Origin of the sequence: Aeromonas sp. s3 (assembly GCF_040907805.1) — a bacterium.
Lineage (GTDB): Bacteria > Pseudomonadota > Gammaproteobacteria > Enterobacterales > Aeromonadaceae > Aeromonas > Aeromonas dhakensis.
Map to the genome: position 1 here is coordinate 128,652 of NZ_JBFOCQ010000013.1, position 16,900 is coordinate 145,551.

A 16,900-nucleotide genomic window follows, 5' to 3' on the forward strand; every position below is an offset into this window, starting at 1 on the left:
CATCCACAAGCGACCAAGCTAGCTGCTGGCGACCCGATGTCATCTGACTGTCATCAAGCCGTCATCCCCCGATCACCTGATCGTCACACTTCACCCGCAAACTGGTATATACCAAATCAGTAGCGAGTCGCACCATGACCCAGCCCTATCTGGACATTCAACATCTCAACAAGCAGTTTGGGATTTTTCAGGCCCTCAAGGGGATCTCTCTGACCATTGAGCCGGGGGAGTTTATCTGCTTTCTCGGCCCCTCCGGCTGCGGCAAGACCACCTTGCTCAGAGCCATCGCCGGGCTGGATCTGCCGGACAGCGGCGAGATCTGGCAAGGGGGGCGCAATATCTCCCAGCTGCCGCCCCAGCAGCGCGACTTTGGCATCGTGTTTCAGTCCTATGCCCTCTTCCCCAACCTGACGGTGGCCCAGAACATCGCCTTCGGCCTCGAGAATCAGGGGCTGGCACGGGATCTTATCAAGGAGCGGGTCGATCACTGGCTGGGGCTGGTGGATCTCACTGCCCAGTCCCACAAATACCCGAGCCAGATCTCCGGCGGCCAGCAGCAGCGGGTGGCGCTGGCCCGGGCCTTGGCCCTCTCCCCCGGCCTGCTGCTGCTGGACGAACCGCTCAGCGCGCTGGATGCGCTGGTGCGCACCCATCTTCGCAGCGAGATCCGCGCCCTGCAGCAGCGCCTTGGCATCACCACCATCATGGTGACCCACGATCAGGAAGAGGCGCTGACCATGGCCGATCGCATCGTGGTGATGGAGGGTGGCCGCATCGTGCAGGTAGGCACCCCGCAGGCGATCTACCACCAACCTGCCAGCCGTTTCGTGGCAAGCTTTGTCGGCACCATGAACTTCCTCGACACCCTGGTGCTGAGCCCCACCCAGGTGCGCCTCAACGAGCAGCCGCTGCAACTCGCCAACCGGGCCGTTGCAGGCAGCAAATTGCAGGTGGCGATCCGCCCCGAGGCGATCACCCTGAGCGCGCCGAGCGAGCCTTATCTTGGTCAACATGGCGTTGAAGCAATCATCGATCAGGTGGAGTTTCTCGGCGCCGCCCAGCGCCTCATCTGCACCGCCGACACCTATCTGGGCCCGCAGCAAATTCTGGTGGAGCGCCCGACCCACAAGCTGCCCCGCCACGAACAGGGTGGCTGGCGCAGCGGCATGCGCTGCTCGCTGCACTGGCCCGCTGGGGCGATGCAGCTGTTTGAAGGAGAGCGCCCATGAACGCCCCCCTTGCGACCTCCTCCCTGTTGTCGCCAGCGACAGCCCGCCAAGACTCTCGTTGGCAGCGGCTTTGTCGCGGCTGGAGCCGGGATCAACTGCTGCAGCTGATCCTGCTTCTGCTTGGCATCGCCCTGCTGGTGGGGAGCCTCTTGCTGCCGCTGCTCACCATGCTGCAAAAGAGCCTGCAGGATGAGAACGGCCTCTGGGTAGGGCTTGCCAACTTCAGCGCCTATTTCGACTCCCCTCATCTGGGGCGCACCATAGGCAACACCCTCTGGCTCGGGGTGCTGATCACCGCGCTGGTGGTGACCATCGCCTTTGGCTACGCCTATGCCCTCACCCGCACCTGCATGCCGGGCAAGGGGCTGTTTCGCCTCATCGGCCTTATCCCGCTCTTGATGCCCTCCCTGCTGCCCGCCATCAGTCTGGTCTACTGGTTTGGCAATCAGGGGATCGCCAAGGGGCTGCTCGGCGGCGAGAGCATCTACGGCCCCATCGGCATCGTCATTGGTCTGGGCTTCTGGTGTTTTCCCCACGCCCTGATGATCCTTATCACGGCGCTCGGTCAGAGCGACGCCCGCCTCTATGAAGCCTCCCGGGTGCTCGGCAGCAGCGGCTGGCGCACCTTTGTCACCGTCACCCTGCCCACCGCCCGTTATGGCCTGCTCAGCGCCGCCATCGCCGTCTTCACCCTCACCATCTGCGACTTCGGGGTGGCCAAGGTGATTGGCGGCCAGTACAGCGTGCTGGCCACCGACATCTACCGGCAGGTGATCGGGATGCAGAACTTCTCGCTGGGCGCTGTTGCCAGCGTCACCCTGCTGCTGCCGGCACTGTTGAGCTTTGCCCTGGAGCACAGGGTGCGCAGCAAGATGCAGGAGCAGAGCAGTACCAAGGCGGTGCCCTATTGCCCCAAACCCCATCGGCTGCGGGATCTGCTGGCGCTCGGCTGGTGCACGCTCTGGGCCCTGCTGTTTCTGGCGCTGGTGGGCATGGCGGTTTATGGCTCCCTGGTGCAGTTCTGGCCCTATAACCTCGGGCTGACGCTGGATCACTACGCCTTTGACAGCAACAGCGTCTACGGCTGGCAGCCATTTACCAATACCTTGCAGTTGGGTCTTTTTACCGCCCTTGTGGGCACAGTGCTGGTGATGGTGCTGGCCTGGGCGCAGGAGAAGGGGCGCCACTTTGCATGGCTACGCCAGTTGCTGCATCTGCTTGCCATGCTGTCGCTGGCGGTGCCCGGCATGGTGCTGGGGCTGGGTTACATCTTCTTTTTCAACGGCAATCCGCTCTTTGGCAGCCTCTATGGCACTCTGCCGCTGATGGTGCTCTCCTGCGTCATCCACTACTACACCGTGGGTCATATGACTGCGCTGACCAGCCTCAAGCAACTGCCCAAAGAGCTGGAGCTGGTGGCCATCTCATTGCGAATCCCGCTCTGGAAGGCGTTCTGGCGCGTCACCCTGCCCGCCTCCCTGCCGGCGCTGCTGGAGATCTTTATCTATCTGTTCGTCAATGCCATGACCACCACCTCTGCGGTGATCTTCCTCTATTCGAGCGACAGCGTGCTCGCCTCCATCGCCGTGCTCAACATGGAGGACTCCGGCGATACCGCCGCGGCCGCCGCCATGGCCACCCTGATCCTGCTGGCCGCCGCCACCGTCAAGCTGGCTCAGCTTTTCCTGAGCCGCGCCCTGTTGGCCCGCACCCAGCGCTGGCGCCACCCATAACCTTGTCGAGGAGTCATCATGTCCACTCTCCCCTTCTGGCTGGCCGAGGCCCTGGCCGCCGAACAGCCCGCGCCGCCCACGCCCCTCGTCGGCCACCACGAGGCCGATGTCTGCATCGTCGGTGGCGGCTTTACCGGGCTCTGGAGCGCCATCGCACTCAAACAGGCCGAGCCTGGCTTACGCATCCTGGTGCTGGAGAAAGATCGCTGCGGCAGCGGCGCCTCCGGGCGCAACGGCGGCTGCCTGCTCACCTGGTCGGCCAAGTACCTGACGTTAAAGCGCCTTTTTGGCGAAGAGCAGGCCGCCTGGCTGGTGCAAAGATCCGAGCAGGCGGTGCACGAGATCGCCCGCTTCTGCGCGGCGCACAACATAGAGGCGGAGCTGAGGGTCGAGGGCACCTGCTACACCGCCACCAGCGAGGCCCAGCGCGGCCTGATGGAGCCGGTATTGCAGGCGCTAAAGCATGCCGGCCTTAACCAGTGGCAGGCCATTGAGGAGGGTGAACTGGCGAGCCAAAGCGGCTCCCACGTCCATCTGGAGGGGCTCTGCAACCCCCACGCGGGCTCGGTGCAACCGGCACTGCTGGTGCGCGGCCTGCTGCGGGTGGCACGGGAACTTGGGATCGAAGTCTATGAAGGCTCCCCCATGCTGCGCCTCGACGGTGGGCAGCCGGCGCGGGTGCAGACGCCACAGGCCATCGTCCACGCCCGCAAGGTAGTGCTGGCCCTCAACAGCGCCATGGTTCAGCACTTTCGCGAGTTTCGCCGCAGTATCGTGCTGGTCTCCTCCGACATGGTGATAACCGACCCCGCGCCAGATGCACTGGCCGCCCAGCAGCTTGAGCACGGCCGCTCCGTGGTGGATGGCCGCACCTTTGTCCACTACTACCGTTCCACCCCGCAAGGGCGGCTGATGCTCGGCAAGGGGGGCAACACCTTCGCCTTTGCCAACCGCCATCTGGCCGAGTTCGATGCCCCCAGCCGTTATCTCGCCCCCCTCACCCGCACCCTGTGCCACTTCTTTCCGGCGCTCAAGGAGGTGCCCATTGCCGCCAGTTGGTGCGGCGCCTCTGATCGCTCGGTGGATGGCCTCCCCTTCTTCGGCCACTGGCGAGCGCAGCCCAACGTGGTCTATGGCCTCGGCTATTCCGGCAACGGGGTGGCGCAGAGCTGGATGGGCGGCCAAATACTGGCGGCTTTGGTGAGAGACAAATTGCGAGAGGAGGATAAACCCTGGCGCGACTGCGCTCTGGTGAGCGGCCCGCGGGGTTATTTTCCACCCGAGCCGTTTCGCTGGCTGGGGGCCATGGTGGTGCGCAACGCCATCCGGCGCAAGGAGCGGGCGGAAGATGAGAACCGCCCGGTGGCCTGGTATGACAAGCAGCTGGCCCGGTTGGCGGATGCGGCGGGCAAGGCAGACAAATAGACGCCTTCGCAGATAGCTGCGAAAGGAGCCCAAGAGCCGAAGGGGCAGGAGAGTGATGACTCCCCTGCCCCTTCGCGGTTGGTACGGCTCGCGGCTGGCCCGATAGGCGGGCCTCGCGTTAGCTGGCCCAGGTAATGATGTGATCGATCCAGTCGCCGGCATCCACCTCGTGCACCACCTTGCCACGCACCGACTGACCAGCCTGGTGCATGGCGCTGCGGCTGCCGGTGATAAGCGGATGCCACTCTGGCAGGTTCTGCCCCTCCGCCAGCAGGCGGTAGGCGCAGGTCGACGGCAACCAGTCATATTCGGCAATCTTGTCGTGGGTGATCTGCAGGCAGTCCGGCTCTTTCTTAAAGCGGTTGCCGTAGTCGGAGCACTGGCAGGTCTTGGTATTGAGCAGGTTGCAGGCCACGTTGGTGAACACCAGTTCCTCGGTGTCCTCGTCGATCAGCTTGTTCAGGCAGCACTTGCCGCAGCCGTCGCACAGGGACTCCCACTCCGTCATGGTCATCTGTTGCAGGCTCTTCGCCTGCCAAAAGGGGGCGTTCTGCACGGGTTCTGTTTGCTGCGCGTTATGCTGCATGAAGATAGGCTCACTCAATACACTGACAAGCGCGTGGTTATACGCGCTATGGACCGATTTTTCAAGGTTGCTGACAAGCGAAAGTGGCATGTAGAAATTCTTTCTCGTCATGTTTGGCATAAAGATACCCTCTGACGGGATTGCTGTGCTTGGATACCAACCTTTCTATGTATTCACTAGTATTCATAGCTCAACTAATCAGCTACCATGCTCCAATTGACAACTAACTCTCTAGAAACCTCTCTAATAACAAGGATGCCATTCCCCCCCTCTTAAATCCCAATGAAATTAATAACCACCAAAAGTCATATACATATTATTTATATATTTTTAATGGAGTAAAAATGAGTCGCTGGAAAGAAAGTTTTGATAGCCATCCATTTCAGACCACATGGTCACATATCTTGTCATTGAGTGAAAGCATTGCTCCGGATGATTTAACAGTAATAACAGATATCGCTGAAATCGCACGATTGAAAAAAATTATAACTTTCATTAATGAACTCATACTTTCATGCGATCCAGAACTTATCCCAGATCAAACATGGAATAATTTTTATAGTCAGGCTGTTCCTTGCTTACAAAATATGTCGAGTTTTCAAGACACAAGAAATATTCAATTTATTGTTCAAGCAAATGCACATCTAGATAATTTAATTACTTATATTAGGCCATATCAAGTAGTTATAGGGAAAGCCGCTCAAGCAGCCCAGAAAGCGTACTCATTAAGCACAAAGGAAATAAATAATTCCCTTAAGAACTTCTCTCGCAACGCTGAGGAAAACCTTAATGTAATCATACAAATAAAAACACAAGCAATATCAAAGCTTGAAGAATTAGAGAGGATAAACCAAGAGGTTATTGAGTTAGAAGAACGTCTTTTTGATGATAATTCAAAAACTAGTGTTAGTACCAGAATAAAAGAGCTTGAGTCCGAAGTAACTCAGTCACATGATAAAATCATAGAGTTTTTCGAGGATCTGTTTGATGGCGAGTCAGAAAATGAATCAATAGAACAGAAGATAAAATCCGGCTTGTCCAATGTTGAGTCTGACGCTAAAGAAAGTGCTACATTGATTAATGGACTCCAAAAGAAAGTTAGTGAATTCGACTCTTACTACAGCATAGTTTTTGGTGAAAAAGATGAAAATAATGTTCGACAAGGTGGCCTAAAAGAGGCAATAAAAAACAGAGAGAAAGAATTAGATAAATTTAAAGAAACACAACAACTGAAATATAAAACTTTGGTCGAGGAAATTGAAGGGTTACTACCTAGTGCGACCAGCGCAGGGTTAGCATCAGCGTATCATGATATGAAGGAAAGCTTTGACTCACCAATTATAAATAACACAAGACTATTTTATGCATCTATTATTTGTTTGATTTTAACTGCATTAATTTCTATCACTCAGGAAGCAAGTTGGACTTACATAAAATTCCATGACATTCCTGAATTAACAAAGTTAGCATCTAATTTTCTATATAAAGCACCTATTATCCTCCCAGTTATATGGCTAGCACTATATTCTTCAAAAAGAAGGAGTGAAGCTCTACGTTTACAGCAAGAATATGCTCATAAAGAAGCTTTGGCAAAATCATTTCAAAATTTTAAAGCACAAATTGAAGCACTTGGTGAAGAAACACCTTTGCTGATGAACAAACTTCTTGAGGCTGCTATTGATGCAGTATCCAAAAATGCCTCTGATACATTAGATAAAAAACATGACGATAAAACACCTGTTCATCAAACACTTGATGGGGCACTTGACTCGTTAGGGAAAATGAAGGGTTTATTTGAATTTAAAAAGCCATCCCCTTAGATAGAATAGCGAAGTCTTTTATAAATCCAGCGAATAAAGTTCATCTAGCCAAACAAGGCATCCATAAAAAAAGCCGCCCATTGGGCGGCTTTTTATCAGAGATAACGGGCTGAAAGGACTTACCAGCCGGTCACTTCACGCAGGGCCTTGCCGATATCGGCCAGGGAGCGCACAGTTTTCACGCCAGCATCTTCCAGGGCGGCAAATTTCTCGGCCGCGGTGCCTTTACCACCGGCGATGATGGCGCCCGCATGACCCATGCGCTTGCCAGCCGGCGCGGTGACGCCCGCGATGTAGGAGACCACCGGCTTGGTGACGTGGGCTTTGATATAGGCCGCCGCGTCTTCCTCGGCGTTGCCACCGATCTCGCCGATCATCACGATGGCTTCGGTCTGCGGGTCATTCTGGAACATCTCGAGGATGTCGATGAAGTTGGAACCCGGGATGGGGTCACCACCGATACCGACGCAGGTGGACTGGCCGAAGCCCTCGTCCGTGGTCTGCTTGACCGCTTCATAGGTCAGGGTGCCGGAGCGGGAGACGATACCCACCTTGCCCGGCTTGTGGATGTGGCCGGGCATGATGCCGATCTTGCACTCACCCGGGGTGATGACGCCCGGGCAGTTGGGGCCGATCATGCGCACGCCGGTTTCCTGCAGCTTCACCTTGACGTCCAGCATGTCCAGGGTCGGGATGCCTTCGGTGATGGTGACGATGAGCTTGATGCCGGCATCGATGGCTTCCAGAATGGCGTCCTTGCAGAACGGGGCCGGTACATAGATGACGGAGGCGGTGGCGCCGGTGGCTTCCACGGCGTCACGGACGGTGTTGAACACCGGCAGGCCCAGGTGGGTGGTGCCGCCCTTGCCCGGGGAAACACCGCCGACCATCTGGGTTCCGTAGGCAATCGCCTGTTCGGAGTGGAAAGTGCCCTGACCGCCGGTAAAGCCCTGGCAGATCACCTTGGTGTCTTTGTTGATCAGAACGCTCATTATTTGGCCTCCGCTGCTTTTACCACTTGCTGAGCTGCGTCAGTCAGACTCGTTGCGGCGATGATATTGAGGCCGCTGTCGGCCAGTTTACGGGCACCCAGTTCGGCGTTGTTGCCTTCCAGACGCACCACCACGGGCACTTTCACCCCCACTTCCTTCACGGCACCGATGATGCCTTCCGCGATCATGTCGCAGCGCACGATGCCGCCGAAGATGTTGACCAGCACGGCTTGTACCTTGCTGTCGGAGAGGATGATCTTGAACGCCTCGGTCACCCGCTCCTTGGTGGCGCCGCCGCCGACGTCCAGGAAGTTGGCCGGTGAACCGCCGTGCAGGTTGACGATGTCCATGGTACCCATGGCCAGGCCCGCGCCGTTGACCATGCAGCCGATGTTGCCATCCAGCGCCACATAGTTCAGCTCCCACTGGGCGGCGTGCGCTTCACGGGGGTCATCCTGGGACGGATCGTGCATCTCGCGCAGCTTGGGCTGACGGTACAGGGCGTTGGCGTCGATGTTGATCTTGCCGTCCAGGCAGTGCAGGTTGCCCTTGTCGGTGATGACCAGCGGGTTGATTTCCAGCAGGGCGAAGTCGCAGTCCAGGAACATCTGGCCCAGGCCCATGAAGATCTTGGTGAACTGCTTGATCTGATCGCCGACCAGACCCAGTTTGAAGGCCAGCTCGCGGGCTTGATAAGGCTGCGGGCCTACCAGCGGATCGATGGCTGCTTTGTGAATGAGTTCCGGGGTTTCATGGGCGACTTTCTCGATCTCCACGCCACCTTCGGTAGAGGCCATGAAGACCACGCGGCGAGAACCACGGTCAACCACGGCGCCCAGGTAAAGCTCCTTGGCGATGTCGGTGCAAGATTCCACCAGGATCTTGGTGACCGGCTGACCGTTGGCGTCAGTCTGATAGGTCACCAGGTTCTTGCCGAGCCAGTTCTGGGCGAAGGCGCGGATCTCGTCCTTGCTCTTGGCCAGCTTGACGCCGCCCGCTTTCCCGCGGCCACCGGCGTGGACCTGGCACTTGACGACCCAGGTGTTGCCGCCAATCTTGTCGGCTGCTTCGGCCGCTTCCTGCGGGGTGGCACAGGCATAACCTTCGGAGACCGGCAGGCCATACTCGGCAAACAGCTGTTTTGCCTGATATTCATGCAGATTCATAGATGCTCTATCCGTGTTGTAGGTATTTCCGTCCGGGGCTCGTGTTTCTCAATCCCCTGTGAAAGAGGCCAGGGTGGCCCCTCGTTATCTTTCTAATTTCACTTTCACTCAGACGTTCCGTCAGGGCCGCGAGGGCCCCGCTTGCCGCCGGGCGACAGACCCGGCGGCAAGCTTGTGGCGCGGCTTGGCAAGCCCACAGGCTTGCCACTCCGGCCGATTTCTTTAGACGTCCAGCAGCAGACGGGTCGGATCTTCCAGCAGCTCCTTGATGGAGACCAGGAAGCCCACCGACTCGCGGCCGTCGATGATGCGGTGATCGTAGGAGAGCGCCAGGTACATCATCGGCAGGATCTCGACCTTGCCGTCGACAGCCATGGGGCGGTCCTGGATCTTGTGCATGCCCAGAATGGCGCTCTGGGGCGGGTTGATGATCGGGGTGGACATCAGGGAGCCAAACACGCCACCGTTGGTGATGGTGAAGTTGCCGCCGGTCAGTTCGTCCACGGTCAGCTTGCCGTCACGGCCCTTGCCGGCCAGGTCTTTGATGGCCTTCTCGATGTCGGCCAGGCTCATGCTGTCGCAGTCGCGCAGCACCGGGGTCACCAGACCACGGGGGGTGGAGACGGCGATGCTGACGTCGAAGTAGTTGTGGTAGACGATGTCGTCACCGTCCAGCGCCGCGTTCACTTCCGGGTAGCGCTTGAGGGATTCCACCACCGCCTTCACGTAGAAGGACATGAAGCCGAGCTTGATGCCGTGCTTCTTCTCGAAGATCTCGCCGTACTGCTTGCGCAGCTTCATGATGGGCGCCATGTTGATCTCGTTGAAGGTGGTCAGCATGGCGGTGGTGTTCTTGGCCTCCAGCAGACGCTCGGCGATACGCTTGCGCAGACGGGTCATGGGCACACGTTTTTCAGTGCGACCGGCCAGCGGGGCGACCGGTGCAGCCGGGGCTGCAGCGGCAACCGGCGCGGCGGCAGGCTTGTCGCCACCCTTGATGAAGGCTTCCACGTCTTCCTTGGTGACGCGACCGCCCTTGCCGGTACCGGTCAGCTTGGCAACGTCGATGTCATGCTCGGCCACCAGGCGGCGCACGGAGGGGCTCAGGCCATCGGCGGCGTCATCGGTCACCGCTTCCACCGGCTTCTCCTTGGTCTCTTCGCCAGCCACCGGGGCAGGCTTGAGCATGGCGATCAGCTGGCGGGAGAGCACGGTGGCCCCTTCGCTTTGCAGGATGTCGCCCAGCACGCCGGCTTCCGGCGCCGGCACTTCCAGCACGACCTTGTCGGTCTCGATGTCAACCAGCACTTCGTCACGGGCAACCAGATCACCCGGCTTCTTGTGCCAGGTCGCGATGGTGGCATCCGCCACTGATTCCGGCAGGTCCGGTACTTTGATCTCGATAGTCATCTAATCAGTTCCTTGTTTACTTCTTGGCCAGCGGGCTTGTTCTTGGTCGAAGAGGACGCTCCCGGGGAGCGCCCTCTCCTTCACAACTCGTTATTCCAGGGTAAGTGCGTCTTCCACCAGGGCTTTTTGCTGCTTGGCGTGGACGGACATGTAACCGACGGCCGGCGAGGCCGAGGCCGGGCGACCGGCATAACGCAGACGGGCATGGCTTGGCAGCACGCTGTCGTAGTGATGACGGGTGCAGTACCAGGCGCCCTGGTTCTGCGGCTCTTCCTGACACCAGACGAAGTCGGTGACGTGGGCATAGTCGGCCAGGATGGCGCGCACTTCCTCTTCCGGGAAGGGGTAGAGCTGCTCAATCCGCACCAGCGCCACGTCTTGCTGCTCGGCCTTGCGACGGGCATCGAGCAGGTCGTAGTAGACCTTGCCGGAGCAGAACACCACGCGCTTGACGCCCTTCGGATCCAGCGCATCGATCTCGCCGATGGCGTTCTGGAAGGTGCCTTCGGCCAGCTCTTCGAGCTTGCTCACCGCCAGCGGGTGGCGCAGCAGGGATTTGGGCGTCATCACAATGAGCGGACGGCGCATCGGGCGCACTACCTGACGGCGCAGCATGTGGAATACCTGGGCCGGGTTGGACGGCACGCACACCTGCATGTTGTGCTGGGCGCACATCTGCAGATAGCGCTCCAGACGGGCGGAGGAGTGCTCCGGACCCTGCCCCTCGTAACCGTGCGGCAGCAGCATGGTCAGGCCGCACATCCGGCCCCACTTCTGCTCGCCGGAGGAGAGGAACTGATCCACCACCACCTGAGCGCAGTTGGCGAAGTCGCCGAACTGGGCTTCCCAGATGGTGAGGCCGGCCGGCTCGGCGCTGGCGTAGCCATATTCAAACGCCAGTACCGCGTTCTCGGTCAGCACCGAGTCGTACACCTCGAACGGACCCTGCTCGTCGTGCAGGTTGCACAGCGGGGTGTAGGTGCTGGCATCGGTCTGGTTGTGCAGCACGGCGTGGCGGTGGAAGAAGGTGCCGCGGCCGGAGTCTTCCCCGGTGAAGCGGATGCGGGACCCCTTGTCCACCAGGGTGGCGTAGGCCAGGGTCTCGGCAAAGCCCCAGTCCACCAGCTTCTCGCCGGCGGCCATCAGGCGGCGGTCTTCGTAGATCTTCTCGACCTGGCGCTGCAACACATGGGTCGCCGGATACTGGCTCACCCGCTCGCCGAGGGCCTTCAGATGATCCATCGGCACAGTGCTGTCATAGGGCATGGCCCAGTCGTGGCCCAGGTAGGGGGTCCAGTCGACGGAGTGCAGCTCCATCGGACGCCACTCCTTGCTCACCCGCTCACCGCGATCCAGGGTGTCGCGATACTCGTTGACCAGGGTGGTGGCCAGCTCCTGGCTGATGACGCCATCGGCCACCAGCTGATCGGCGTAGATCTTGCGCGGGGTCGGGTGCTGCTTGATCTTCTGGTACATCAAGGGCTGGGTGGCACTCGGCTCGTCGGCCTCGTTGTGACCGTGACGACGGTAGCAGACCAGCTCGATCACCACGTCGCGCTTGAAGGTGTTGCGGTAATCCAGCGCAATCTGGGTCACCAGCACCACGGCTTCAGGGTCATCACCGTTGACGTGCAGTACGGGGGCCTGCACCGCCTTGGCGATGTCGGTGCAATATTCGGTGGAGCGCAGGTCACGGATATAGGAGGTGGTGAAGCCCACCTGGTTGTTGATGACGATGCGCACCGTCCCGCCGACGCCATAGGCACGGGTCTGGGACATGTTGAAGGTCTCGGCTACCACGCCCTGACCGGCCATGGCCGAGTCACCGTGGATGGTGATGGGCAGCACGGTCGAACCGTCCTTGTCACCGCGGCGATCCATACGAGCACGCACGGAGCCGATGACCACGGGGTTGACGATCTCGAGGTGAGACGGGTTGAAGGCGAGCGCCAGGTGGACGTTGCCGCCCGGGGTGGCGAAGTCGGACGAGAAGCCCATGTGGTACTTCACGTCACCCGTACCCCAGGATTCGCCGTGCTTGCCGGCAAACTCGTCGAACAGGTCCTGGGCGCGCTTGCCCAGCACGTTGATCAGCACGTTGAGGCGACCGCGGTGGGCCATGCCGATGACGGCCTCTTTGCAACCCTGCTCACCGGCGCGACGGATCAATTCTTTGAGCATGGGTACCATGGCATCGCCCCCTTCCAGGGAGAAACGCTTGGCCCCCGGGAACTTGGCGCCCAGGTATTTTTCCAGCCCTTCGGCGGCGGTCAGGCTCTCGAGGAAGCGGGTCTTCTCTTCGAGGGTATAGCTCCCCTTCCCTTCGATGGATTCGAGCCTGTCTTGCAGCCAGCGCTTCTCCTCGGTGGAGGTGAGGTGCATGTAGTCGGCGCCGATGCTGCCGCAGTAGGTCTTTTTCAGCGAGGCGTAGAGATCGGAGAGCACCATGGTCTCGCGACCGATGGCGTAGGAGCCCACGTTGAAGGTGGCCTCCATGTCCGCGCCTTGCAGGTTGTGAAACGCGGGGTCCAGTTCGGCAACGGTTTCACGCGCCCACAGGCCGAGCGGATCCAGATTGGCGTTTTGATGGCCGCGGAAGCGGAAGGCGTTGATCAGCTGCAGTACCCGCACCTGCTTGGCATCCACTTGCGGATCGGAGACGGGGGCACTGTAACGGGAGGGCTCCTTGGCCAGGCGACGGAAATAATCGCGGACCCGGGAATGGGGTTGTTCTATCGCATGGCCATTGACCTGGGGCAGCGAGCTAAACAGGCTGCGCCACTCTTCGGCTACGGATTCGGGGTCTTCCAGGAAGGATTCGTACAAATCCTCGATATAGCTTGCATTCGCACCAGCCAGGTGAGATGACTCCAACCAGGCCTTCATCACGCCGTTATGCATTTCTATCCCTTGTACATCTTGTTCACTGCAGCGCAGCTTGTAGGGGTCAAATAGCCATCCAGGCTGGATGGCTATCCAGAGGTCGGGCCTGGCGCGTGACGCCCTGGCCCTGATATCAAACAGCCCGGTTGAGCAGCATCGACTTGATGTGGCCGATGGCCTTGGTCGGGTTCAATCCCTTGGGACAGACGTTCACGCAGTTCATGATGCCGTGGCAACGGAACACACTGAAGGCGTCATCCAGATTACCCAGTCGCTCGGTCGCGGCGGTGTCGCGGCTGTCCGCCAGCCAGCGATAGGCGGCGAGCAGCCCAGCCGGGCCGATGAACTTGTCCGGGTTCCACCAGAAGGAGGGGCAAGAGGTGGAGCAGCAGGCACAGAGTATGCACTCGTACAGGCCATCCAGCTTGGCGCGCTCTTCGGGGGATTGCAGGTGCTCACGCACGGGCGGCAATTTTTCGTCGTTGATGAGGAAGGGTTTGACCTTCTCCCACTGGGTGTAGAACTGGGTCATGTCGATCACCAGATCGCGGATCACCGGCAGGCCTGGCAAGGGGCGGATAACGACGTTATTGCCCTTCTTCAGCAGATCGGAGAGCGGGGTGATGCAGGCAAGACCGTTCTTGCCATTCATGTTGAGACCGTCTGATCCACAGACCCCTTCGCGGCAGGAGCGGCGGAAGGCGAGCGTGGGATCCAGCTCTTTGAGCTGGATCAGTGCGTCGAGCACCATCATGTCGGAACCTTCAGGAATATCAAGACGATATTCCTTCATATGGGGGACGTTATCAACATCCGGATTGTATCTGTAGACAGAGAATGTGACGTTCATTGTGCTTGGCTCCGCAATCAGTAAGTCCGGACCTTGGGCGGGAACGCCTCACGGGTCTTGGGTGACATGTTGACAGCGCGACGGGTCATGGACTCGGTGTCCGGATGATAGAGGCTGTGGCACAGCCAGCTCTCATCGTCACGCTCCGGGAAATCGAAGCGGCTGTGGGCGCCCCGGCTCTCGGTACGGAAGTTGGCGGCCACCGCGGTGGCATAGGCGGTCTCCATCAGGTTGTCCAGCTCCAGGCACTCGATGCGCTGGGTGTTGAACTCCCTGGAGGTGTCGTCCAGACGGGCGTTCTTGAGGCGCTCGCGGATGAGTTTCAGCTCGGCCAGCCCTTCCGCCATGGCATCCCCTTCGCGGAACACGGAGAAGTTGTTCTGCATGCAGCGCTGCAGATCCTTGCGGATCTGGGCCGGGTCTTCCCCGTTACGGTTGCTTTCCCAGCGGTTGAGGCGCTCGAGCGCCTTGGCGATGTCGGCTTCGGTGGCTTCCACGCCGTGCTCCATCGAGCCCAGGGTCTCCACCAGGTGCATGCCGGCGGCACGACCGAACACCACCAGATCCAGCAGGGAGTTGCCGCCCAGACGGTTGGCGCCGTGCACGGAGACACAGGCGATCTCGCCCACCGCGAACAGACCGACCACCGGCACGTCGTTGCCGTCCTTGTCCTGGGTCAGGCACTGGCCGTTCACGCTGGTCGGCACGCCGCCCATCATGTAGTGGCAGGTCGGGATGATGGGGATGGGTTCCTTGACCGGATCCACGTGGGCGAAGGTGCGAGACAGTTCGCAGATGCCCGGCAGACGGGATTCCAGTACCTCTTTGCCGAGGTGATCCAGCTTGAGCTTGATGTGCGGGCCCCAGGGACCATCGCAGCCGCGGCCTTCGCGGATCTCGATCATGATGGAACGAGCCACCACGTCGCGACCGGCCAGGTCCTTGGCGTTCGGCGCATAACGCTCCATGAAGCGCTCGCCGTCTTTGTTCAGCAGGTAGCCGCCTTCACCGCGGCAACCTTCGGTCACCAGTACCCCTGCCCCGGCGATGCCAGTGGGGTGGAACTGCCAGAACTCCATGTCCTGCACGCCGACCCCGGCACGCAGCGCCATGCCGACACCGTCACCGGTGTTGATGTGGGCGTTGGTGGTGGACTGGTAGATGCGACCGGCGCCGCCAGTGGCGAGTACGGTGGCCTTGGCCTTGAAGTAGACGACTTCACCGCTCTCCATGTCGATGGCGGTACAGCCGACGATGTGGCCGTCCTGGTTCTTCACCAGATCCAGCGCATACCACTCTGAGAAGACAGTGGTCTTGTTCTTGACGTTTTGCTGATACAGGGTGTGCAGCAGGGCGTGGCCGGTACGGTCGGCAGCCGCCGCGGTACGGGCAGCCTGCTCGCCACCGAAGTTCTTGGACTGACCGCCAAACGGACGCTGGTAGACGCGGCCGTTGTCGAAGCGGGAGAAGGGCAGACCCATGTTCTCCAGCTCATAGACGGCCTCGGGGCCTGTCTTGCACATGTACTCGATGGCTTCCTGATCACCGATGTAATCGGAACCTTTCACGGTGTCATACATGTGCCACTGCCAGTTGTCGTCGTGGGCGTTGCCCAGCGCAACCGTGATACCGCCCTGGGCGGAAACCGTGTGGGAACGAGTCGGGAAAACCTTGGAAAGCAGTGCGCAGCTCTTGCCGGATTGGGCAATCTGCAGCGCGGCACGCATGCCGGCACCGCCGGCGCCGATCACGACCGCATCAAATTCACGAGTTGGAATAGTCACCTTACACACCCCACAGCACGACGAAACCCGTCATCAGATAGACAAACAGCACCACCACCAGTGCAAACTGCAGCGCACCGCGCAGCCCGACCGGCTTGATATAGTCGGTCAGCACCTGCCACAGACCGATCCAGGCATGGATCAGCACACACAGCAGCGCCAACAGGGTGAACACCTTGGTGAAGGTTTTCGCGAAGAAACCGGTCCACACCTCGTAGGTGATGTCGTTGAACGCAACGAAACCCACCAGATAGAGGACATAACAGGTCATGATGAGGGCGGTGGCGCGGATCAGGATGTAATCGTGAACACCGCTGCGCCCGAATGTTGCAGAATTGGTTACCATACCAGAACCCCCGCCAATACCGCCAAAATCGCAGTGATCACGAAGGCCACACGGGCACTCTGATTACCGGATTCCAGCTCTTCCCAATAGCCCATGTCCATGACCAGGTGACGCAGCCCGCCCACAATGTGGTAAGCCAGCGCGGTCAGGATCCCCCACAGCACGAATTTGACCAGGAAGTTGTCCATGATGGACACCACGGTCTCAAATCCTTTGGGAGAGGCGAGTGAAGTACCAAGCATCCACAGCAAGATTGAGAGCGCCACAAAGGTGATGACCCCTGAGACACGATGCAAGATGGAAGCGATGGCGGTGACAGGAAAGCTGATCGTCTGTAGGTCGAGGTTTACAGGTCTCTGTTTATTTTTCACGGCTTTGCCCACTCAGCTCCATTGAGCACGTTAGTTATTGTTTTTTCACGCTTATGAGGGCATGGAGTGGCATTTGTTAGGTTTTTGTTACCAAAACAACTCGGGAAAGCCAAAAACGACATTTTCAATATCACATCTGGCTTTGCGAAAGCGTTTCAAACACCGACAGCCATCACCCACGAGGCGCAGTATATCGGCGGGCTTAACCAATGACAATCAATTAGCTACAAAGAAAACCCAAAACCGTAAACCAGATCTCACAACTGATTTAACAAAACATTAATGATCATCCAGCAAAATTGACA

The 16,900-nt window shown here is 59.1% G+C and carries 13 protein-coding genes; 4 read left to right on the forward strand and 9 right to left on the reverse strand.

The features are described from left to right. Positions 1-134 precede the first annotated feature (134 nt). From AB5Y98_RS07490 to AB5Y98_RS07500, 3 genes are read left to right on the forward strand one after another with little or no spacing between them, the layout of a single operon-like run. Positions 135-1,229: a putative 2-aminoethylphosphonate ABC transporter ATP-binding protein gene (locus AB5Y98_RS07490; RefSeq protein WP_139397854.1), complete on the forward strand. Its 1,095-nt coding sequence runs from the start codon at positions 135-137 to the stop codon at positions 1,227-1,229. After that, positions 1,226-2,962 (forward strand): putative 2-aminoethylphosphonate ABC transporter permease subunit, encoded by a 1,737-nt coding sequence (locus AB5Y98_RS07495; RefSeq protein ID WP_368231638.1) that lies wholly within the window; start codon positions 1,226-1,228, stop codon positions 2,960-2,962. Before AB5Y98_RS07490 ends, AB5Y98_RS07495 begins: the two co-directional genes overlap by 4 nt. An 18-nt stretch (positions 2,963-2,980) precedes the next feature. Further along, on the forward strand, positions 2,981-4,387 hold the full coding sequence (locus tag AB5Y98_RS07500; protein WP_368231639.1) for an FAD-dependent oxidoreductase: 1,407 nt from the start codon (positions 2,981-2,983) through the stop codon (positions 4,385-4,387). A gap of 118 nt (positions 4,388-4,505) precedes the next feature. On the opposite strand, the gene AB5Y98_RS07505 is transcribed toward AB5Y98_RS07500, so the two are convergent. Further along, entirely contained in the window at positions 4,506-4,973 is a 468-nt protein-coding gene (locus tag AB5Y98_RS07505; RefSeq protein WP_139397851.1) for a YcgN family cysteine cluster protein, read from the reverse strand. A 344-nt stretch (positions 4,974-5,317) separates the two neighbouring features. Here AB5Y98_RS07505 and AB5Y98_RS07510 point away from each other — a divergent pair, with 344 nt between their 5' ends. After that, complete coding sequence (locus tag AB5Y98_RS07510) at positions 5,318-6,793, forward strand: hypothetical protein (RefSeq protein WP_139742082.1); 1,476 nt, start codon at positions 5,318-5,320, stop codon at positions 6,791-6,793. 119 nt (positions 6,794-6,912) lie between these two features. Here AB5Y98_RS07510 and sucD read toward each other — a convergent pair whose 3' ends face one another. From sucD to sdhC, 8 genes are all read right to left on the reverse strand, one after another. Next, on the reverse strand, positions 6,913-7,785 hold the full coding sequence (sucD, locus tag AB5Y98_RS07515; RefSeq protein WP_005300222.1) for a succinate--CoA ligase subunit alpha: 873 nt from the start codon (positions 7,783-7,785) through the stop codon (positions 6,913-6,915). Next, on the reverse strand, positions 7,785-8,951 hold the full coding sequence (sucC, locus tag AB5Y98_RS07520) for an ADP-forming succinate--CoA ligase subunit beta (RefSeq protein ID WP_005300220.1): 1,167 nt from the start codon (positions 8,949-8,951) through the stop codon (positions 7,785-7,787). Before sucC ends, sucD begins: the two co-directional genes overlap by 1 nt. A gap of 222 nt (positions 8,952-9,173) precedes the next feature. Continuing rightward, complete coding sequence (gene odhB, locus AB5Y98_RS07525) at positions 9,174-10,361, reverse strand: 2-oxoglutarate dehydrogenase complex dihydrolipoyllysine-residue succinyltransferase (protein WP_139398322.1); 1,188 nt, start codon at positions 10,359-10,361, stop codon at positions 9,174-9,176. A 90-nt stretch (positions 10,362-10,451) separates the two neighbouring features. Continuing rightward, the gene (gene sucA, locus AB5Y98_RS07530; protein ID WP_139398323.1) at positions 10,452-13,262 is read right to left on the reverse strand and encodes a 2-oxoglutarate dehydrogenase E1 component; all 2,811 of its coding nucleotides are present in this window, start codon (positions 13,260-13,262) and stop codon (positions 10,452-10,454) included. Positions 13,263-13,377: 115 nt separating this feature from the next. Continuing rightward, positions 13,378-14,094: a succinate dehydrogenase iron-sulfur subunit gene (locus AB5Y98_RS07535; RefSeq protein ID WP_010634177.1), complete on the reverse strand. Its 717-nt coding sequence runs from the start codon at positions 14,092-14,094 to the stop codon at positions 13,378-13,380. Between the two features lie 17 nt (positions 14,095-14,111). Continuing rightward, positions 14,112-15,878, reverse strand: coding sequence for a succinate dehydrogenase flavoprotein subunit (gene sdhA, locus AB5Y98_RS07540; RefSeq protein ID WP_017779962.1), 1,767 nt, complete (start codon positions 15,876-15,878; stop codon positions 14,112-14,114). Position 15,879: 1 nt separating this feature from the next. Continuing rightward, entirely contained in the window at positions 15,880-16,224 is a 345-nt protein-coding gene (gene sdhD, locus AB5Y98_RS07545; RefSeq protein ID WP_017782712.1) for a succinate dehydrogenase, hydrophobic membrane anchor protein, read from the reverse strand. Continuing rightward, complete coding sequence (gene sdhC, locus AB5Y98_RS07550) at positions 16,218-16,607, reverse strand: succinate dehydrogenase cytochrome b556 subunit (protein ID WP_368231641.1); 390 nt, start codon at positions 16,605-16,607, stop codon at positions 16,218-16,220. Before sdhC ends, sdhD begins: the two co-directional genes overlap by 7 nt. Positions 16,608-16,900: the final 293 nt, after the last annotated feature.